Here is a 21,092-nt window from a genome sequence, read left to right on the forward strand (position 1 = left end):
CAGCTAAAAGTTTTGAATTCCCCTTCTATCTGATCTATAAATATCTTGTTTCTAAATATTATTTAACACACTTCGGGCTATTGTGAAGCCAATATTCCTAGTCAATACCCGACTGTTTTAGCTGTAATTTCCAGTGACTTAGGATCAAAATACTGTACTGCTATGGCTTAAACTCTAATACATCGCCTTTCATCTATGCATTCAATAAAATAATGCTCATTACAAGAACTGCACCCCCAAATAGTGCAGTATCACTTGCTATTAAAATTCCACGTTTTCATAAAAACCCAAATAAACACGAATTAAAAGTATCTTCAAAAAACACGACAAGATATAAGACAAATCATGTCGCCCTGCTCTAGTGCTTTTTTTAGTTTTTTGGCATGATGCTGACAAGCGATAACTGAATAATGATAAATGACTCAAATGCGTTGGCTTGAACTGCTTTCAACAGTTCGTATTGGTAGCAAAAAACAAAGTACAGAACAGGCACGTAGCCCATTTCATAAAGATTATGACCGCATTATTTTTTCACAAAGTTTTCGACAACTAAATCGTAAAACTCAAGTTCACCCGCTGACACAACACGATGGCATTCATACGCGTTTAACTCACTCTCTTGAAGTATCTTGTATTGGTCGCTCTTTGGGGATGTTGGCAGCTGAAAAAATCAAAGATCAACTGCCTGTATGGATTTCCCCAGCCGATGTTGGCGCAATTATTCAAGCGGCCTGCCTCGCGCATGATATTGGTAATCCCCCTTTTGGACATGCTGGTGAATATGCCATTCGTGAATGGTTTGATGATGCTTCGCATGGTAACTTTTTAGAAAAACTCACTGCAGAAGAACAAGCAGATGTACGCCAATTTGAAGGCAATGCACAAGGTTTACGTCTACTGACTAAAATTGATTATCATCCCAATGATGGTGGTATGCGCCTGACTTACGCAACATTAGGCGCTTACTTAAAGTATCCTTGGCTATCTAAAACCATTGCATCGCAAGGCGATCGTCCTGCCAGTCAGCGAGCAAAATTTGGTTGTTATCAATCAGAAAAAGAAATTCTAAAACAGATTGCAGAACAACTCGGTTTAATTCAACTGGGCGAATATCACTATTGCCGTCATCCTCTAACTTATCTTTTAGAAGCAGCAGATGACATCTGTTATGCCCTGATTGACCTTGAAGATGGCATTATTTTAAATATGCTGTCTTATGAAGAAGTAGAACCTATTTTTCTTGATTTGATTGCCGACTATGGCAAACCATCCGAACTGTCTCTCCCCTCCACAACATGGCAGCAAAAAATTGCCGCTTTACGAGGTCGTGTGATGAAACGTCTGGTCGATGAAGTGACTACAGCCTTTGCTAAACATCACTTTGAAATTTTATCCGGTCAACTCAAAGGTAGCTTATTGCAATATTGCTCTGAAGATATTGAACGGGGAATTGAACGGGCAAAGAACTTAGCCCGCGACAAAATTTTTGAACATCCACAAAAGGCAGGCTTAGAGATTATTGCTCATCAAAGTCTACAAAATATTTTGGATGCTTTTATTCCGCTAACGACGCCACACAAAACCTTGAGTTTCAAAGAACAACGCTTAATGTCGATGCTACAACGTGCAGGTGTGAATTTTGAAAGTAACCATTATGAAAATATCATGCAGGTCTTAGACATTATTTCGAAGTTTTCCGATCATCAGGCTTATAACTTGTCACAAGAACTTCAAGGCAATAAAGCGGGTTTAATCTAAACAGTTAAAATAATACAGCTTCATTAAATACTTTTGCTGATCATTTCAGCAAAAAATCTACCGAGCATTTTGCCTTTATGGCAAATGCTCACTACTATGCAACGAACGATAGATAAGTGAAAAAATCAAAATGATTGGATGTCTCATTGGTGAAGTGTTTGCTTTGGAAGCACCAACAGTATTATTAAATGTAAATGGCGTTGGCTATGAGGTGGACACCCCACTTTCGACCTTTTGCCAATTACAAAAGGGGCAAAAAGTCACGTTATGGACGCATTTAACCGTACGTGAAGATGCGCAATTACTTTATGGCTTTTTAGATGCACAAGAAAAAACCATTTTCCGTACCCTCCTCAAAGTAAACGGCGTTGGTCCTAGAATGGCTTTAGGTATCCTGTCCACTTTAAGTATCGACCTGCTGATTCATACCGTTGAAAATGAAGATATCAATACACTCATTAAAGTTCCGGGTGTGGGTAAAAAAACCGCTGAACGTTTGATGATTGAACTCCGTGATCGCTTTAAAACACTTGCATCAGGTTCAACCTCGGTAAACTCGACCACAACTCAAATTCAATTCAATTCGAATTCACCCGTTGCCGAAGCAGAAGCTGCGTTACAATCACTTGGTTATAAACCTGCTGAAGCGCAAAAACTGATTAATGCCGTAAAAGCAGATTTTACCGAAGCCAGTGATATTATTCGTGCTGCGTTAAAGTCGATGAATAGATAAAAAGATTTAAATCAAATACTAGACATGGATGTCGCCAGTTAAACTGGGATACAGGACGTATCCTCTGTTTAACAAAAGGGTTTTGTTACCTTGCGCGGTATACTGCTCATCTGTCAAAAGTAAAGTTATGCCTACACAATGGCATCTAAACTCAAATATTTATCTGAGGCTGTATGAATCATCACAGACTCAATTGATGCCCCAAAGGTAAATCTAAATCATTATGCAAGACCGTTTAATCAGTGGTTCTGAAAAACCTGAAGATCATTTTGATCGTGCCATTCGCCCCACTTCACTGGATGACTATGTGGGTCAACCTGTAGTGCGTGAGCAAATGGAAATCTTTATTGGTGCGGCACGTGGCCGTGGTGAAGCACTTGACCATACTTTAATTTTTGGTCCACCCGGTTTGGGTAAAACCACACTGGCCAATATTATTGCACGTGAAATGGGTGGTAACTTAAAGTCCACTTCAGGTCCAGTACTGGAACGTGCCGGTGACTTGGCAGCCATGCTGACCAATCTTGAAGAAGGTGATGTTTTATTTATTGATGAAATTCACCGTCTTTCACCTGTGATTGAAGAAATTCTCTACCCTGCAATGGAAGACTACCAACTCGATATTATGATTGGTGAAGGACCGGGCGCACGCTCCATTAAACTAGACTTACCACCGTTTACTTTGGTTGCGGCAACAACTCGTGCAGGTTTACTGACCTCTCCGCTACGTGACCGTTTTGGTATTGTGCAGCGTTTAGAGTTTTATTCGGTTGCTGACCTCACCCACATTGTGTCACGTTCAGCCAGCTTAATGAATGTTCCCATGACTGCCGATGGTGCTAAAGAAATTGCCCGTCGCGCACGCGGTACACCACGTATTGCCAATCGTTTACTGCGTCGTGTTCGTGACTATGCTCAAGTCAAAGGTACTGGTGAAGTCAATCAAGATATGGCACAACGTGCATTAGACATGCTGAATGTCGATAAAGATGGTTTGGACACTTTAGACCGTCGTTATTTGTCGATGTTGTTAGAACGTTTTGATGGTGGTCCTGCTGGTGTTGAAGCTTTGGCTGCGGCTATGGCAGAAGATTCAGGCACCTTAGAAGATGTCATTGAACCGTATTTGATTCAGCAAGGCTATGCGATGCGTACAGCACGTGGGCGTATTGCCACCAATATGGCGTACTTACAGTTTGGTATGACACCACCTGAACCGAAAAATTAACAACCGTAGATAAGCTTGTAAAATAAGCTTATCTAAAACAATTCATTCAAAGCTGGATCTTCTGCTAAAATTTTATTTATTGAAATTTAGCTACTAAAAACTCTCTCCCTAACACTCTTCTTTAATAAACAGAGAAGGAATTTCATTACAACTTAGAAATCACTCTAACCTCTTCCACCAACATCAACTCACATGCACCATTTCCAGTATCTTCACGGCTAAGGGAACTACGCCACGTCCATCCATCTTGAGCCTTCACTTCAACCAACTGCCCTTTTAAATAAATCAAATTATCTTGATCAATTTGAGCCAATTGTTTGGCAATAGCTTTAGTTGCAGGAATTAAATGCGTATTGGCACTCTGGCTTTGAATTTCCTGCACAGGAATAGGCGGTGCATTTTCATACTGCCAATAATACCAACGGTTACTCTGTCGAATTGACAACTGCTTATAAACAGCAGGATCTGCCATTCGATCCCAGCCTAAAGCAAAATCGACTGGACTGAGTTCAGCTTCACGCCCAAAGCTATAGTTTTCTTTGGACAAAACACGAAACTCACCTACATAGGGTGCCAAATTGGTCATAACAAACTGATCACTGTGATGCACACCATCAACCACTTGATCATCAGTTGAATCCTGAATACCAAAATGAGGGCAGCCCAATACGACCAAAGCGCATAGCCTATTACCAGTGCGATCAGCCACTTTATATATCGATGTATTGCATGTTCCCCCAGAACATGAAAAGTGTATCCAGTTCATCAACAATTTTATATAACTTCAAATTGTATTTGAAACCTTGTGCCATTGGAGGAAAAGCTCAGAGTGCTAAACTTCCACGCTATACAGAACTTGACTCTTAGCGAAAACCACTTCATTTTAAAAGATGAAAACTTCCCTAAAAGTACGGCTTTAAAGCACAAAACCGAATCACAAATGGAACAAAATCATGGCGAATAAATTCGAATTCCAAATCCGTGTATATATCGAAGATACAGATGCAGGTGGAATTGTTTACCATGCTAATCATATTCGTTTCATGGAACGTACCCGCACCGAATGGCTTCGTGCATCAGGTGTAGATCATTACTGGCATCAAAAAGACTACAACTTTGTGGTACATAAAATTGCCTTGAAATATTCACGTCCTATTCTTATGGATGACCTGATTACCGTTACAGCAAGTGTAGTTTCGTGTAAAGCTACGTCTTTTGTATTGCAACAAAATATTTATCGTGGTGAAATCATGCTTGCTTCTGGCGAGGTGGAGTTGGCATGTATTAGTGCTGAAATGAAACCTTGTAGAATTCCCCACGAAATCCGTGAATTAATTCAAAAAGAATTAGCTCAGGAATAAAAATATTATTGGCACATGTAACTATGGCAACACAACTAGAATCTTCTCTACACGTATCAGATCTTATTTTACAAGCAAGTCCTGTCGTTCAACTGGTCATGTTGGTGCTGCTACTGGCATCGTTATACAGTTGGTATCTGATTGCCAAGTTACATATGAGTTATAAAAAAGCCCAGGCCGATGATGAACATTTTCAAAAAATCTTCTGGTCTGGCGCAGAACTGAATACGCTATACAACAACGCACAACTTAATTCGAAACGTATCGGTTTAGAAGATATTTTCTATCAAGGCATTGGTGAATTTTTTAAACTCAAAAAATACCAAGCAACCACCCAACAAACCATTGATGGTACTGAACGTATTTTACGTGTCGGTTTAAGTCGTGACCAAGGTGGACTTGAACAAGGCTTAGGCGCATTGGCCAGTATTGGTTCTGTTGCACCCTATATCGGTTTATTTGGTACGGTTTGGGGCATCATGAATGCCTTTATTGGTCTGGCAGATGTTGACCAAGTAACACTTGCAACGGTTGCTCCGGGTATTGCTGAAGCACTCATTGCAACCGCCATTGGTTTATTTGCTGCAATTCCTGCGGTATTGGCATTTAACCATTACACAGCGAAAGGTGAAACCGTCTATTCAGACCGTGCATTGTTTGCTGAGGAAATGGTGGCGCTATTACAACGTCAAACTGTGAGTTCCACACAGGAAAATGACTAATGGCGATTCAACGTTCTGGACGCTTTGAGCGTGTCAAAAAACCCCTAAAAAGTGAGATGAACGTCGTTCCTTATATTGACGTTATGTTGGTACTGTTAGTGATTTTCATGGTCACTGCACCCATGATCACCAGTGGGATTAAAGTGGACTTACCCCAAGCCAATGGCAATCCCATTGAATCTAAAGATGCACCGACCATCGTCACTCTAGATAAAGATGGTCTTTATTATGTGGAATATAAAAACCAAAAAAACGGCCCAGTAGATCTCACTCAGCTCACGGGTGTTTTAGTTGAAGCACAAACCAAAGCCAAAGATGAGAATAAAGAGCTGAACGTTGTCATTAACGGTCATAACACTCGTCCCTATGGAGATGTCATGGCTTTAATGTCTAGTCTTCAAGATGCGGGTTTAACACAAGTTAGTTTACTCACTCAGCCTTTAGAATAAAGTATGAAAGATTTCAAAAAGCCACCATCTAAAGAAAAAACCATTGCGCTTGGATTTACCGTTGCTGTCCATGTGGTGGCAATCACTGGCTTACTTTTTTTAGGCATGAGTAAACCTGTCGAACCACCTAAACAAATTAAAATGGTTTTAATCACACCAGAAGATTTACCCCCACCTGAGCCTACCCCTTTAGAACAAACAGATTCGGCAGAAACAGCAGATGAAAAGGTTGCGGAACAAGTGCAACAAACGGCGGAACCGAGTGTTGAACCTGCTCCTGTTATTCCAGTTACACCACCAGCGCCTGTAACTCCAAAAGCTGATACACAGAAAGCCGTACAGGAAGCCAAAGCAGCAGAAGCATTGCGTCAAGCAGAACAACGAGCTGCTGCCAAAGCCCAAGCCCATGCTGCGAATCAAGCTAAAACTGATGCTGTGAATAAAGCCAAGATTGAAGCTGCTAAAAAAGCCAAAGCGGACGCTGATGCCAAAGCCGATGCTGCTGAAAAAGCGAGAACTGATGCAGCGAATCAAGCAAAAGCGGATGCAGCAAATAAAGCCAAAGCCGACGCTGCAAATAAAGCTAAAGCCGACGCTGCAAATAAAGCCAAAGCTGATGCTGTGAATAAAGCTAAAGCGGACGCTGCAAATAAAGCCAAAGCTGATGCTGTGAATAAAGCTAAAGCGGATGCTGCAAATAAAGCCAAAGCTGATGCTGCAAACAAAGCTAAAGCTGATGCTGTGAATAAAGCTAAAGCCGACGCTGCAAATAAAGCTAAAGCGGATGCAGCAAATAAAGCCCAAGCGGATGCTGCAAATAAAGCCCAAGCGGATGCTGCAAATAAAGCCAAAGCTGACGCTGCAAATAAAGCCCAAGCCGACGCTGCAAATAAAGCTAAAGCGGATGCTGCTGAAGAAGCTAAAGCATCGGCTGCAAAACAAGCCGCAGAAGAAGCTGCCACTAAAAAAGCAGAAGCAAAGAAAATTGCTTCCACTGCAAAGCGTGATTTTGAAAATAAAGTTAAACGTGCTTGGGATATTCCAAACGGTTCATCAGGTCAAAAAGCGACTGCCCGTGTAACTTTAAGCGACAGTGGTGCAGTTCAATCTGTCATTGTGAACTCAAGTGATCCAGATATGAAAGCCAGCGTAGAAGCCGCTGTACGTGCGGCAGCACCTTATCCAATGCCGTCAGATCCAGATGCCCGACGTGAAGCTAAAACATTTACCTCTAGCTTTACCGCGAAATAAAAAATAGCCATATCAATTGAATTTGATATGGCTATTTTTTTTATTTAAATTCAACCTTCACAAAAACAATGAAATCTCACTCATTTTTCACAGTCTTATAACAGTTTTGACATAATGATGTACTTTTAATAATTTAAAATCATGCCATTATGTGACACAACCGAATTCACAATAATTTACATCTTTTAGAGTACGTAGCAGATGATGGAAATGACGCGTAAACATCTACTTTGCCTCACCATTTTGACAGCATTAAGTCCAGTTTTGGCCACCCAATCTCATGCACAACTGCATTTAGAAATTGCTAAAGCGCCAGAAGCAGCACCGAAAATTGCCATTATTCCCTTCAATAATGATCAAAGCATTTATCCCATTGTCGAAAATGACTTAAATCGTTCTGGTAAGTTTTCTAGTGCTTCAAAAAATTTACCTGCAACAGCAAGTATGAATGCTCCAAATGCAGAGGCATGGAAAACTGCGGGTGTTCCCTATTTAGTCACAGGTACAGTCAAGACAACTGAAAATGGCAGCTTTGAAATTCACTATCAACTCTATGATGTAGAAAAACAACAATATCTACTCAATGAGTTACTTACAGTTCCAGCTTCACGTATTCGCCAAGCTGGACACATGATTAGTGATACAATTTATCAAGCACTAACAGGAATTGCAGGTGACTTTAGTGGTCGTATCGCTTATGTATTACGTAACCCAGCCACACCTGAACAACGCTATACCCTACAAATTGCCGATACTGATGGTGAACAACCTAAAACCATTCTAACTTCACGTGATCCCATCCTGTCACCAGCATGGACACCTGACGCGAAGAAAATTGCTTACGTTTCTTTTGAAACCAAACGCCCTGCTATTTATGTCCAAGATTTAGCGACAGGACAACGTGAAAAACTCGCGAGCTTCCGTGGTTTAAATGGTGCACCAAGTTTCTCTCCAGATGGTCAAAGCATGTTGTTTACTGCATCCCTGCATGGCAATCCTGAAATCTATCAAATGAATTTGGAAACACGTCAGTTACAGCGTATGACCAATGATAGTGCGATTGATACTGAAGCCCGTTATGCCCCAGATGGTAAATCCTTTATTTTCACCTCTGACCGCGGTGGTTCAGCACAAATTTATCGCTATAACTTTGCCGATGCTTCAAGTAAGCGCCTCACTTTCCGTGGTGCATTTAATGCACGAGGTTCTTTGAGTGCAGATGGTAAAAAAATTGCGTTAGTCCATCGTCCAAGTGGTAGTAATTACAAAGTTGCCATTCAAGACATCAATACAGGTATTACTAACATTCTGACCCCAACCAGTTTGGATGAATCACCAAGTTTCTCCCCAAATGGGCAAATGGTGGTGTATGCAACACGTGAAAGTAATCGTGGATTATTGTCCATCATGTCACTAGATGGTCGTTTCCGCATGAATTTACCCAGTGAACAAGGTGAAGTTCGTGAGCCAGCTTGGGCACCTAAATAACAATTTAATTTAAAGCAATGATGATCATGGAGATGAAAATGAAATTAGTGAAATTATTGGTACTTCCTGTTCTTGCAACCACTTTAATCATGACGGGTTGTGCAAGTCGTAAACCTGCTGCTGACATTCAAGTCGGTCAAAATCCAAATGAATCAGGTACGGTAAGTACCGAAGGTTTAAGTGAAGATGCAGCACTCAATGCACAAAACTTAGCGGGCGCTTCTGCAAAAGGTGTGACTGCAGCAAACAAAGCATTCTTAGCAAAACGTGTGGTGCATTTTGACTATGACAGCAGCGATCTTTCCAATGAAGACTACCAAACCCTTCAAGCACATGCACAATTTCTTGTCGCGAATGCAAATTCGAAAGTGGCTTTAACGGGTCATACGGATGAACGTGGTACACGTGAATACAACATGGCTTTGGGTGAACGTCGTGCCAAAGCGGTAGAAAGCTTCCTCATCACCAATGGTGTTACAGCAACACAATTAGAAGCTGTAAGCTATGGTAAAGAAATGCCAATTAATGCAGGTCATGATGAAAATGCTTGGAAAGAAAATCGCCGCGTAGAACTTAACTACGAAGCAGTTCCACCATTATTAAAATAATGACCTTTAATAAAAAAGCGCTCAAATTGAGCGCTTTTTTAACTTAGATTAGCATTTAAACTTTTTCAGATACGTCAGGTTCTTCATACGAGCTTTGCATAGATTCGATCAGATCATGCTTGTTGAATTTTTTATATTCAGGTTTAGCTTCGTAATCTTTCCATGCTTCCTTCACTTTCTCGGCAGAAATATCGTCTAAATTCATCGCTTCATTTGGCGTTGGAGTCGCATCAAACTTTTGTGTTGTCATAACTGTGCTCCTATCGCTGTATTTAAATAGTCTCTGCTCACATCAAACATAGCATTTTCCTCAAAACTTACAAGCGCAAAATCACGACAAATAGTCGAGTTTAATTGTTCTTTTGTCTCGTTCTCATCTAAAATGAGTCCCCATATTCTTTTGATAATTTTTTATCATTTTCTAGTTGGAGCTTTCCTAGCATGTCATACCTCACCCTTTCCCAATTCTTAGAACAAAAAACAGGGAACTTAACGCCTGAACTTGCTCAAGTAGTTGAAACAATTTCAAATACTTGTAAAACAATTGATCAAGCATTGCAAAAAGGTGCCTTAGCAGGTGTATTGGGTAGTGCAGAACATGAAAATGTACAAGGTGAAACTCAAAAGAAACTCGATGTCATCTCAAATGATTATTTAATTGATGCGTTAAAAGTTCATCCACAAGTCGGTGGCTTAGCTTCTGAAGAACTTGATGAATTCACTCCTGCGCAAGAAAATGGTAAATTCCTTGTATTGTTCGATCCACTTGATGGTTCAAGCAACATCGACATCAATATGTGTGTAGGCACCATTTTTTCTATCCTACCTGCAAAAAATGCAGTGACCCAAGCTGAAGACTTTATGCAAGCTGGGACAGAACAAGTTGCTGCGGGTTATGTATTGTATGGTCCATCTACCATGATGGCGCTTACAGTCGGTGCAGGGACTATATTCTTTACTTTTGACCCAGAAACTCAAGAATTTTTGCTGACGACTGACAACATTCAAGTTGCTGCCGATACGCAAGAATATGCGATTAATGCCTCAAATCAACGTCATTGGGAAGAACCCGTAAAACGCTATATTGCTGAACTTCAAGATGGAAAAACAGCAGCCCGTGGCAAAGATTTTAATATGCGTTGGGTCGCATGTATGGTTGGCGACATTCACCGTATTCTTTGCCGCAGTGGTATTTTCTTATACCCATATGATACCAAAGATCCACAAAAAGCAGGTCGTCTGCGTTTAATGTACGAAGCCAACCCAATGAGTATGTTGATGGAACAAGCTGGTGGTGCATCTACTACTGGTCGTGTTCGTATTCTTGAGATTCAACCCACTGAACTTCATCAACGTGTTCCAGTGATCATTGGTTCTAAAAACGAAGTTGAATTAGCAACCCGCTACCACCATTAATTTATAAAATGGAAGTCAGTATATTCGCTTACTTCCATGGATAACTCTCCCATGCCAGCTTTTTTTCTTGAATCTAAAGATAATCCAAAAATCAAACATTTACGTGGTTTGATTGAACAAAATTCATTCCGTAAAAAACAGCGTCAAACCGTACTTGAAGGTACACACCTAACGCTTGCTTGGTTAGCTAAAAATCGTAAAATTCATTCTATTTTCACCACCGAAGTGGCAATGAGCCATCCTGATTTAGAGAAAATCAATGAACTCTATGATGGTTATGTTTTTGTCATCAGTGAATCTTTATATAAAGATTTAAGTACATTAGGTACATCTTTAGCATGCTTGGCAATTGTAGACTTACCAAGCTCAACTGAAGCCTTAAACTTTAAAGAAGACACCCTCATTCTAGATAATATCCAAGATCCGGGTAATGTGGGAACTTTACTACGTTCAGCTGCTGCGGCAGGCATTGAACAAGTGGTATGTACTAAAGGTTCAGCATCTATTTGGTCACCGCGCGTCCTTCGTGCAGGAATGGGTGCACATTTTTCTCTGCAAACTTATGAAAATATTGCACTAGAAGACCTTTTAGAAAAATTTACCATACCAGTCTACGTCACCAGCTCACACCAATCTGAAAGCCTTTACTCAAAGAGCTTAAGAAAACAGTGTGTTTGGATTCTAGGTAATGAAGGTCAAGGCGTATCTGCATATGCGCTTAAGCATGCTGAAGCGGTTTCTATTCCACAACCCGGTGGACAAGAATCATTGAATGTTGCCGTTGCAGGTTCTATTTGTTTCTTTGAAATGGTGCGTCAACGTTTATAAGCCTGTTCTTTCGTTACTTTATTTTAAACATCGCTCGTTAATGTTTAAAATAGATTACACTAAAAAATAATAATTTTTTTGTCAACCAAACCATTATTTCCAACGTTATGTATGTATGAATATGGAAATAATGGTGGGTATCCAATGACAGGATTTTCCATCTCTATGGATTCAGCACCAAAACAGTCTCAGTCGGAAAACTTAAGTACTCTTAAGAGTACGGCTGAACAACGCCTGAAAATTTTTATGCAGGATGTGACTGGACGTGCTTTAGTGATGATGGAAAGTGCGACTCAAGGTCAGCAAGGCATTGCTATGGATTTAGTGCAAGAAGCATTCATTTCCTTACATAAAGCATATGCTGAAAAATCGACTGATGAATGGTATCCCCTGTTTTACACCATTTTGAACCATAAACTACAAGACTGGCGCAGAAAAGAAGTCCGTCGAGCACAACCTTTTTCTTTTTTTAAAAAGGTCAGCTTAGATGATGACGATATAGAACTTAATGATATCGTTGATGAAAATATGCCTAGTCCATTTGATTTTCTTGATCAAGCCGTGACTGCTGAAGAAATACAAGAAGCGATTTCTAAGCTTCCTGTTCGACAGCAACAAGCTTTCATGCTTCGTGCTTGGGAAGGTTTTGATACACATACCACTGCGAAAATTATGGAATGTAGTGAAGGCAGTGTAAAAACACATTATCACCGTGCTATTCAAGGGCTTAGAGCTTCTTTAGCACATTTGAATCCATATCGTGGAGGGTCATCCGAATGAAACAAGATGATTTCTTAAAACAAGTTACTTCCAAACTCGATGGACTGGCACAACATCATAAAGACAAGCCTGTTGTGTTGAATCAAGTCATTGAAAAAATTCAAGACCGAGAAACTTCTCGTTACGGACTTTGGAAAATGTCAGGTTTTGCACTTGCCGCTGCAATTACAGGGTTTATGGTCTTCCCCAATTCTATTGAAATGGTCGAAGAACCGCAAAATCAAGTGGTCGTTACTCCAAAACTTTCACCACAAATGGTTGAAGATTTGGAAATGTTAATGGTTTTAGGTGAGGATAAAGTTCCACATGGCAGCTAAAAGATTAGCATTTGCTTTTTGTGCACTCGGATTTTTACAAACTAGTTTTGCTGGTTTTGAACGTTTTTGGATTTTTTCTAAAAATACGGATACGCAAGTCGCAGAAACATGGGAAACGCTATCAGATGCTGAACAACGGGCACTTATTCAACGTTATCAATCGCTAAAGGAACTACCTGAAGCACAAGGTTCGGCTTTACATCAGCGTATGGATTGGTTTACCCAACTTCCAGAGCAAGAAAAGCAAAAAATGCGTGAAACTTGGCAAAAAATGAGCAGCCAAGAACGTAAAGACTTAGGCATCCGTATGCAAAAAGCAACGCATGAAGAAAGACCTGCTATTCGAGATGAATACATTAATAAGTATTTACAGCCTGAAGCTACAAACCATTAAATTTATATAATGACGATCAAAAAGATGGTCATTATATTCTTTAGATTTAACTTTGCTAAATCATACGATTCGTTAATCAAAGTATTGGCTCTAAGTTCAGCCTTCACTACTTGTTCAAGATTCATACTTCCAGTAAAAGCCAAATAAATCTTACCACCACACACCACAATATTGATTAAATCCAATTATTTATATGTTTTTAAATTTTTGATTTTTGCAAAAAAATACCTCATTCAATGAGGCATTTTAAGTTTAGTCTTTTTTTCTACGCGCTCTATATAAGCCAAGCCCCATTAAGCCTAAAAGACTATAAACACCAATACTGCCACCACCTCCACCAGAAGCGGTAGAACTGGTATTTTGTGCGGTATTCTTCAAGTAAATTAGTGCTTGCTTCGAGATTAGACCTTCTGAATCATAAATATAATAACTCAGCTCATAATCAAATGGACTAAAATTATTCTTTGCTTGCATATGTAATTGACCACCATAACAGGTAAAGCGGATGTCATTACCAGGGCAAGGGCCAGTATGGTCAGCGGTAACCATTAAACCTGCAGGAATGGTGTCAAATCGGATAGGCAACTCTACACCAGCTGCATTTTTATAAAATGCACCGTTATAGGGAGCATTCAACTTTTTCGTAGGTCCATCGCCATCATCACTATCATTTTCCAATGGATTAATACTCAGTGTTGAATTTGAACTTGGGGTAATTGAGTATTCATCCGACTTGGCAATTGGCGCAATATTCTTAAACTGTGCCTTTAAAACCCCTGAAGATTCTAAACCTGCAATTTGATTAGACTGAATCGTATATGAACAATACGAAGGACCAGTTAAATCTGTCAATTTACCATCTAAACGATAAAGAATAATTCGCTTCAAATCACTATTCCAAACACATTTAAAGTTTGGATCAGGATCACCAACAAATTCAATTACACCATTTTTCTCAACCAACTCCCCTCGTTCTTGCGTAATAATATTATAATTATCAGCATTTAACTCTTTAGGCTGCAACGCACCATTACTATTTGGCACTTCTTCATCATTCGGCAATGCAAATGCAAATGGATCGACATAAATTGCACGATACTGTTGATTTTCAATGGTATATTTTAATAAATCTTCAAATATTTTTAAGTCTTCTGTATCTTGAATTAAGTAATCTTTACGATTAGGATCTGCAATATCCACCTTAATTGCATCAATAACTTCTTTATATTTATCAATTCGTTGTACATATGAATCATTAAATAAGTCGGTAATATCTGCCGCAGTTAAACGCATAAGTTCAACTGAACCAATGTCACAGGTGTTTTTCATGGTTGGATTCAACATCAGCGTACCCTCAGTAATTCGCTGTATGCCTCGTTGATCCGTTTTACTACACTCTCCAGTACTTACATTGACTAAATCAAATTCATTTTGATTATTTTTTGGATAATACAGAGGTAAAAATAAGTTATATTCTGATGCTTCTTGATAAGGTGACAATACCGTTAATATATTCACATCACCTAAATTTAAATTGGTATTAGAAGCAGTCGTTCCAGTCTTTGGCGCTGTCGGTAAATCACATGGCCCTTCCGAACTAAAGGCATTTTGACTAGCCGTAACGATACGTTTTGTGTCTGTTAAATCGCCATCATTCAAAGCATAACGACAAGATTTACCCTTATTAAACGCTAAAAGATTAAAACTTAAGTTAATTGAACCATTATCATCATAATAGAAAGTACTATAAGCATCATTCTCTACAATGGTATTGCTTGTTGCAACAAATGAGTAATTCAAATTCAGGCGATGATTATCACCTACCGCCCGAATAATGCTGCCTTTTGTACTATCAACTTGGTTCTGTGCAATTGTACTTGCTACGAGCTTTAAGTTTGGATTACCACATAGGTCAATCATACTTAGACTGTTTGCTGATCTGTTTTTTACAATACTGCTATTATTAATATTAATAATAGCATTTGTATCTTTCAGATTAGCCTCACAATCCATAGCTAAAACACTACCTTCTTTGGCCTGATTACCCTGTATAAGCACTTGAGATAGATTAATTTCCTTGCCTTCATTATGCGCAACAAAATAAATTGCTCCGCCTTTTTGAGTTGATTCAGAGTTTAAAATTGCACTATTGACCATATTTAATGATCCACCAACAAGTAGTGCACCACCTAATTGCTCAGAATAACCATTTTTTAAAATCAGATTCGTCAGATTAATATTTGCATTAGTATCTGACGTATTAAAAATACGCGAAGCATTATTTGCACTAATACTGGTTTTTAATGCTCGAAGGGCTGGATAGTTATGCGTCAAAGAATTTTTAGCTGAATGATCTGCCGGTGATTTACCATAAATAAAAACTTCAGCCTTAGGTCTTAACTCACTTTTTAAAACATATTCACCCGCTTCAAGCTGAATAATATCTTTTAGACCATTGGTCGTATTACCCGCGCTACAACCACCATACGATTTATTGTCTTCAGCAGTTTGTATTGCTTCTCTCAACGAGCAATTATTTAAATTTTCACCATTTTCATCAACAAAAGTATTGACATAAATGGTCTTATCTTCTGCTGCCATTAATGACATTGCAGACAATATCATGGTACAGAGAAATCCTTTTTTATAATTTTTCATAGATCATCCTTGTTTATTTTTATATCGGCGCAGTCCAACTAGACCTAATATTGTAAATATACTAAAGAATCCAAATGACCCACCTGATGTACTTACTGTACTACTCTCCATGTCATTTTTAGGCTCTTGTACCACATGTACATTAACTTCCATATATGGTCGAGTTTTATTAAAGCGAGTAGATGATGTCACTAACCGAATTTTGAACAAATCTGCCCCATGCCATGTACCTTGTGGGGTATAAACCAAGTTACCCTCTTCATCAATGGTGAGCTTACCCTTCGATGCTGTCTGCGTTTGTATTACTTGCATACAACCCGCCTGCCACGCTTCTCCTGTAGGATTCTTGCCCAATATCGCTTCACATTCTTCTTTAGGAACAAGGTCACTATCACTTAAATATTCAGTCAGAGAAATTTTTGCAATTTCCCCAATAAGTAAGTCTTTACCAACAAGTCCTGTTGTACTCGGTACAATAATTTCTATCGCACCACGATCACAAAAAATATTGTCAGAATCACGATTTTGGTCACGCTGATCTGCTGCTTCACACCCCATTAATGGCGCGTCAACATTGAGTTGTAGTCGGCCTTTATTAACGATCAGTGAATCGGATAACCCCTGATAGCTCATTAAGATACGTGGACGAAAATATCCTAAAAAAGTAGCATCAGATTGAACATAAGGACATAACAGCGCATTTTTATCTTCACTTAAAGTCTTACATTTTCCTTCTAAAGAATCACCAGCAATAAGCTGTGTTCCACTCCAAATATCATTTGGATAGTTGCTATCACCAGATGTACAACTATTTGCAACAAGATTATTTTGTATAAAGCTTTTATCACCTGCTACAAAAGTACAGTTATTATCTTGTGTCACAGGATACGGATTTCCTAAGACGATACTGTTAGCAAGATATGCTTTTTTTAAGGGCGCATTAAATTGAATACCAGCTGAATTTCCAACCACGGTAAGATTATTTAAACCAATACCATCAAGAACATTAATAATAAAACCTTTATTTTTATAAAAAGTACTGCCCGCAACTTTAAAAATCATTAATGGGAAGGCAGCAATTTCAGCATCATCTAAAGATTTGGCAGAATATATATTTGCACTCGTCGTTAATGTTGTCTCGTTTTCACGAAAAACTGAATTTGATATTCTAAATCGTGGAACTTGACTATAAAGAATAGCCCCTTCATCTGCTGTATTCTTTTCAAATAAACTGGATTTAATATCAACCAAACTGCGTTCTGTCGCATCTTTATCAGCAGCAGGTACAGCAACGTTATAAATCGCACCACCTTGTTTTGCGCTACCACCCGATAATTTCACATATTCTAAAGTCAAAAACTCATTGTTATAAATCAGCCCACCTTTGTCGGCACATACAGACTGATTACACCCTTGAAGTGATACTTCAGTCATTTTTATCGTGAAGACTTCTTTTTTTGTGTCATCAATAACGAAAATATTATCCTTAGCCAACATTTTTATAATGGCATTATTAACACCAGCAACAGGCTTATCAAAACCTGTTGTATCGTCATAAACGGTTCTTAAATGGAGCGGTGCTGAAATTTTAATGTGTGTGTTTAATTTATAGGTTAATTTGCTCCCTAATAATAGGGTAGAGCCCGTATCTTTTATACGCCCCACACACCCCTGATAACCACTATCAACAAAGTCTCTATTAACATATTCAATGGCTTCACGAAGAGAACACTCCGTGTCATCTTTAGAAACATCTTCAGTTGTTGTAACTTTAATCTCGCCGCTATAAGCATGTCCTGCAATGCATAACATACCTATGCCTATGCTCCGTTTGAGCATATCTTTCTCCTTGTGTTCTTTATATATTTTTATTCTTTAGTTGCAAATTCCCTGCAACATCGAACTATTTTGCTGTACTTTGTCACAGCTTTAATAATTTCTCAAGATTTTTTATTGTTTACCGATATTCATCAATTAAGGCATAAATTTGTCTTAAATTGGCATGACTAATTTTAATTTTTTCACCTTTTAGCAACTGAACCAATTGTTCTAAAGTTTGTAATAAAACAGAGGTTTGATGCGGCCCTTGCATAAGCAAATAATCTATAACTTGTTGGTCAAGATGAATTCCGCGACGTGTTAATACCGATGTCACGAGCGCATAGCGATCTGCATATAAACTACCCGTTGGCACTTTCACACTCACAGCTTGGGTTAAACGGGATTGTAAATCTGGAAGTTCAAGTTTTAATTCAATAGGTGCAATACGGGAAGAAAAAACCAACTGCCCCCCACCTTCATTATTATAGTTAATTAAATGAAAAACTGCTTTTTGCCAATGTGGAACACCGCTAATCGCTTCAATGTCATCCAATGCCACAAGGTCATACTGGTCTAATGATGTGATCGCCTCAGTAGGCGCATCAAGCAATTCAAGTAGTGAAACTTGAATTGCAGATTTACCGACATCTAAATAAGAATCACAAATGGCAGAAAGTAAGTGGCTCTTACCCGAACCTGCACCACCATACACATAAAAACGACTCATTAAGCCTGCATGAAGTTGTCGAACTGCATCAATAACATGCCCCCAACTTGGACCCGAAAAATCACTAATTCGAGCATCAAGTTGAGGTTCTATATCTAACTGCAGTTGACGCATATATGTGTTTTGACCTTAGGGTTCTTTATTGTCTAATGGTTCAATCTTACTCGATTTTTCAGCACCTTGCTGACTTTTTAATGCTTCAGATTTAATTTCAATATCTACATCAATTTGCCCTGTTTGCATACCTATTGCCCCTGATGAAGAACCATGTACAACTACAGCAGACACATCATACAATCGACTTTTTTCATAAGATTCCCGTGCGTGTCTAAGTAAAACCACAATCACAGCTGCAACAGGCAAAGCAATCAGCATACCAAGGAAACCTGCAAGTTGCGCACCAGCTAACACGGCAAAAACTACGGCAACGGGTGATAAACCTATTTTATCGCCCAATAGGAAGGGTTGAAGGATGTAGCCTTCAAAGGCTTGTCCAATCATAAAGACAAGAACAACCAATGCCAAATGCGTCCAATCGATTCCGAACTGGAAAAGCGTTGCAATCACGGCGGCAACAATACCAACACCAAAGCCCAAATAAGGAATAATACTGGCTAAGCCTGCAACCATCCCAATAATCAAGCCAACTTCCAAACCAATCAGTTGTAAACCGACAGCATAAACCACACCTAAAAGGAACATCACCAAGAATTGTCCCTTAACGAATGCACCCAATACATTATGACATTCACTCACAATACCTAATGTCATTTTTTCATAATGACGAGGAATCAGGCGGCGTAAACTTTCAAGCATCCGATCCCAATCCAGCAGGAAATAAAAGGCAATAATCGGAATTAAAACAACCACACCGCCAATTTGAATAAAATTCAAGCCCGATTGTGCAACACGCAATACGACACTCTGAATACTGTCAGCACTATAATTGGTCTGAATATATTCCATGACAACCTTGGATATTTGTTCAGTATCAATTTCCATTGCTTCGACATTAAAGGTCTGCGACACCCACGGTAAAAAAGTGTAATTCAACCAATGAATGCCTGCGGGAATACTGTCTCGTGCATAGATGAGCTGTTGCCAAACCAGTGGAACAACATACCAAATTGCCAAAGTAACAATGATACCAATACCAATAAAAACAATGCCAATAGATAGCCAGCGCGGCAAACCTATTTTATGAAGTTTATCTACCAATGGACTAAATAAATAAGCAACCAAAAATGCTGCTATAAAAGGTAATACCACAGGCTTAAGCAAATACAAAACCCAAAGGATGAATGCAATACCTGAGAGTATAAAAATACGACGTAAGGTGCGATCAACCATAGATTCGAGCCTTTTTTTGGTTTATTCGTTATAGAAAGTAAAATATTTTAATAAAGATAGCATTTTGGCGCATAAATAACATAAGAGTTTCGTATATTCGGGTATAATCTCGGCGCGAATGCGGAGACTTCAATATGAGCAACTCAACTTCCCCAAACACTGGTTTAAGCTATAAAGATGCGGGTGTCGACATTGAAGCGGGAGACGCACTCGTCGACCGAATCAAATCTGTCGCTAAGCGCACTGCACGTCCTGAAGTTATGGGCGGATTAGGCGGCTTCGGCGCTCTTTGTAAAATCCCTAAAGGTTATGAAGAACCTGTTCTGGTATCTGGCACAGATGGTGTTGGTACAAAATTACGTTTAGCACTCAACTTGAACCGTCATGACACTATTGGTCAAGACTTGGTTGCAATGTGTGTAAACGATCTTATTGTATGTGGTGCTGAACCATTATTCTTCCTTGACTACTATGCAACTGGTCACTTAAATGTCGATGTTGCTGCCAATGTAGTCACAGGTATTGGCGCTGGTTGTGAGCTTGCAGGCTGTGCATTGGTTGGCGGTGAAACTGCTGAAATGCCCGGTATGTATGAAGGCGAAGATTACGACCTTGCAGGTTTCTGCGTAGGTGTCGTTGAGCAAAGCAAAATTATTGATGGCACTAAAGTAAAATCTGGTGACGTATTGATTGGTGTCGCATCAAGCGGTGCACACTCAAATGGTTATTCTTTACTGCGTAAAATTATAGATGTGAAAAACATCGATTTAACCCAAATCGTAGATGGTCGCCCACTTGCAGATGTTGCAATGGAACCAACACGTATTTACGTTAAATCATTGCTGCAACTTTGCAAAGAAGTTGATGTTCATGCAATGGCGCATATCACAGGTGGTGGTTTACCAGGTAACTTACCTCGCGTACTTCCAAATGGCGCTCAAGCGATTGTTAATGAATCTTCTTGGGAATGGCCAGAACTGTTCAAACTCCTTCAACGTGAAGGCGGTGTTGAACAGCACGAAATGTATCGCACATTTAACTGTGGTGTAGGCATGGTGATTGCAGTTGATGCAACAGATGCTGATAAAACGGTTGAATTATTGACCAGACTTGGCGAAAAAGCATGGAATATGGGTCACATTGTTGACAATGCTGAATCTGTTGCCGGTGCTGATGAAAAAATTCGCGTAATCTTTGCATAAC

The 21,092-nt window shown here is 39.3% G+C and carries 20 protein-coding genes and 1 pseudogene; 15 read left to right on the plus strand and 6 right to left on the minus strand.

Annotated features, from left to right (window positions below):
* Positions 1–417 precede the first annotated feature (417 nt).
* The 3 genes from B9T25_RS05530 to ruvB all read left to right on the plus strand — a co-directional run bounded on the left by B9T25_RS05530 (position 418) and on the right by ruvB (position 3,719).
* A complete protein-coding gene (locus B9T25_RS05530) occupies positions 418–1,758 on the plus strand; it encodes a deoxyguanosinetriphosphate triphosphohydrolase (RefSeq protein ID WP_086187477.1) in 1,341 nt (446 codons plus the stop codon).
* Positions 1,759–1,888: 130 nt separating this feature from the next.
* Positions 1,889–2,491 (plus strand): Holliday junction branch migration protein RuvA, encoded by a 603-nt coding sequence (gene ruvA / locus B9T25_RS05535; protein ID WP_086187478.1) that lies wholly within the window; start codon positions 1,889–1,891, stop codon positions 2,489–2,491.
* Between the two features lie 223 nt (positions 2,492–2,714).
* Positions 2,715–3,719 (plus strand): Holliday junction branch migration DNA helicase RuvB, encoded by a 1,005-nt coding sequence (ruvB, locus tag B9T25_RS05540; protein WP_086187479.1) that lies wholly within the window; start codon positions 2,715–2,717, stop codon positions 3,717–3,719.
* A 145-nt stretch (positions 3,720–3,864) separates the two neighbouring features.
* Here the strand turns inward: ruvB and B9T25_RS05545 are convergent.
* Positions 3,865–4,445 (minus strand): annotated as a pseudogene (locus B9T25_RS05545) (hypothetical protein).
* A gap of 227 nt (positions 4,446–4,672) precedes the next feature.
* Here B9T25_RS05545 and ybgC point away from each other — a divergent pair.
* The 6 genes from ybgC to pal all read left to right on the plus strand — a co-directional run bounded on the left by ybgC (position 4,673) and on the right by pal (position 9,598).
* A complete protein-coding gene (gene ybgC / locus B9T25_RS05550; protein WP_086187480.1) occupies positions 4,673–5,080 on the plus strand; it encodes a tol-pal system-associated acyl-CoA thioesterase in 408 nt (135 codons plus the stop codon).
* Between the two features lie 23 nt (positions 5,081–5,103).
* On the plus strand, positions 5,104–5,802 hold the full coding sequence (tolQ, locus tag B9T25_RS05555; RefSeq protein WP_086187481.1) for a protein TolQ: 699 nt from the start codon (positions 5,104–5,106) through the stop codon (positions 5,800–5,802).
* On the plus strand, positions 5,802–6,251 hold the full coding sequence (tolR, locus tag B9T25_RS05560) for a protein TolR (RefSeq protein WP_086187482.1): 450 nt from the start codon (positions 5,802–5,804) through the stop codon (positions 6,249–6,251). Before tolQ ends, tolR begins: the two co-directional genes overlap by 1 nt.
* A gap of 3 nt (positions 6,252–6,254) precedes the next feature.
* Positions 6,255–7,502 (plus strand): cell envelope integrity protein TolA, encoded by a 1,248-nt coding sequence (gene tolA, locus B9T25_RS05565; protein ID WP_086187483.1) that lies wholly within the window; start codon positions 6,255–6,257, stop codon positions 7,500–7,502.
* A 204-nt stretch (positions 7,503–7,706) separates the two neighbouring features.
* The gene (gene tolB / locus B9T25_RS05570; protein ID WP_171262740.1) at positions 7,707–8,990 is read left to right on the plus strand and encodes a Tol-Pal system beta propeller repeat protein TolB; all 1,284 of its coding nucleotides are present in this window, start codon (positions 7,707–7,709) and stop codon (positions 8,988–8,990) included.
* A gap of 38 nt (positions 8,991–9,028) precedes the next feature.
* Complete coding sequence (gene pal, locus B9T25_RS05575) at positions 9,029–9,598, plus strand: peptidoglycan-associated lipoprotein Pal (RefSeq protein WP_086187485.1); 570 nt, start codon at positions 9,029–9,031, stop codon at positions 9,596–9,598.
* Between the two features lie 55 nt (positions 9,599–9,653).
* Here pal and B9T25_RS05580 read toward each other — a convergent pair whose 3' ends face one another.
* On the minus strand, positions 9,654–9,848 hold the full coding sequence (locus tag B9T25_RS05580) for an NF038105 family protein (RefSeq protein ID WP_086187486.1): 195 nt from the start codon (positions 9,846–9,848) through the stop codon (positions 9,654–9,656).
* 191 nt (positions 9,849–10,039) lie between these two features.
* Between B9T25_RS05580 and B9T25_RS05585 the strand changes: the two genes are divergently transcribed.
* The 5 genes from B9T25_RS05585 (at position 10,040) to B9T25_RS05605 (ending at position 13,333) form a co-directional block, all read left to right on the plus strand.
* Entirely contained in the window at positions 10,040–11,014 is a 975-nt protein-coding gene (locus B9T25_RS05585; protein ID WP_086187487.1) for a class 1 fructose-bisphosphatase, read from the plus strand.
* Between the two features lie 51 nt (positions 11,015–11,065).
* Positions 11,066–11,842: a TrmH family RNA methyltransferase gene (locus B9T25_RS05590; RefSeq protein WP_086187488.1), complete on the plus strand. Its 777-nt coding sequence runs from the start codon at positions 11,066–11,068 to the stop codon at positions 11,840–11,842.
* Positions 11,843–12,007: 165 nt separating this feature from the next.
* Positions 12,008–12,622, plus strand: coding sequence for an RNA polymerase sigma factor (locus tag B9T25_RS05595; protein ID WP_086187489.1), 615 nt, complete (start codon positions 12,008–12,010; stop codon positions 12,620–12,622).
* Positions 12,619–12,939 carry a hypothetical protein gene (locus tag B9T25_RS05600; protein ID WP_086187490.1) on the plus strand — a complete coding sequence of 107 codons (321 nt, stop codon included), beginning with the start codon at positions 12,619–12,621 and terminating at the stop codon, positions 12,937–12,939. The genes B9T25_RS05595 and B9T25_RS05600 overlap by 4 nt, the downstream gene beginning before the upstream one ends.
* Positions 12,929–13,333: a DUF3106 domain-containing protein gene (locus B9T25_RS05605; RefSeq protein WP_086187491.1), complete on the plus strand. Its 405-nt coding sequence runs from the start codon at positions 12,929–12,931 to the stop codon at positions 13,331–13,333. The genes B9T25_RS05600 and B9T25_RS05605 overlap by 11 nt, the downstream gene beginning before the upstream one ends.
* Positions 13,334–13,585: 252 nt before the next feature.
* On the opposite strand, the gene B9T25_RS05610 is transcribed toward B9T25_RS05605, so the two are convergent.
* The 4 genes from B9T25_RS05610 to cxpE all read right to left on the minus strand — a co-directional run bounded on the left by B9T25_RS05610 (position 13,586) and on the right by cxpE (position 19,889).
* A complete protein-coding gene (locus B9T25_RS05610; protein WP_086187492.1) occupies positions 13,586–15,991 on the minus strand; it encodes a CSLREA domain-containing protein in 2,406 nt (801 codons plus the stop codon).
* Positions 15,992–15,994: 3 nt separating this feature from the next.
* A complete protein-coding gene (gene rbtA, locus B9T25_RS05615) occupies positions 15,995–17,830 on the minus strand; it encodes a rhombotarget A (protein ID WP_086187493.1) in 1,836 nt (611 codons plus the stop codon).
* 118 nt (positions 17,831–17,948) lie between these two features.
* Positions 17,949–18,653: a DnaA regulatory inactivator Hda gene (gene hda, locus B9T25_RS05620; protein WP_086187494.1), complete on the minus strand. Its 705-nt coding sequence runs from the start codon at positions 18,651–18,653 to the stop codon at positions 17,949–17,951.
* A 15-nt stretch (positions 18,654–18,668) separates the two neighbouring features.
* Positions 18,669–19,889, minus strand: coding sequence for a chloramphenicol efflux transporter CxpE (gene cxpE, locus B9T25_RS05625; RefSeq protein ID WP_086187495.1), 1,221 nt, complete (start codon positions 19,887–19,889; stop codon positions 18,669–18,671).
* A gap of 134 nt (positions 19,890–20,023) precedes the next feature.
* Between cxpE and purM the strand changes: the two genes are divergently transcribed.
* A complete protein-coding gene (purM, locus tag B9T25_RS05630) occupies positions 20,024–21,091 on the plus strand; it encodes a phosphoribosylformylglycinamidine cyclo-ligase (protein ID WP_086187496.1) in 1,068 nt (355 codons plus the stop codon).
* Position 21,092: the final 1 nt, after the last annotated feature.

The sequence above is a fragment of the Acinetobacter sp. ANC 4470 genome (assembly GCF_002135335.1).
GTDB lineage: Bacteria > Pseudomonadota > Gammaproteobacteria > Pseudomonadales > Moraxellaceae > Acinetobacter.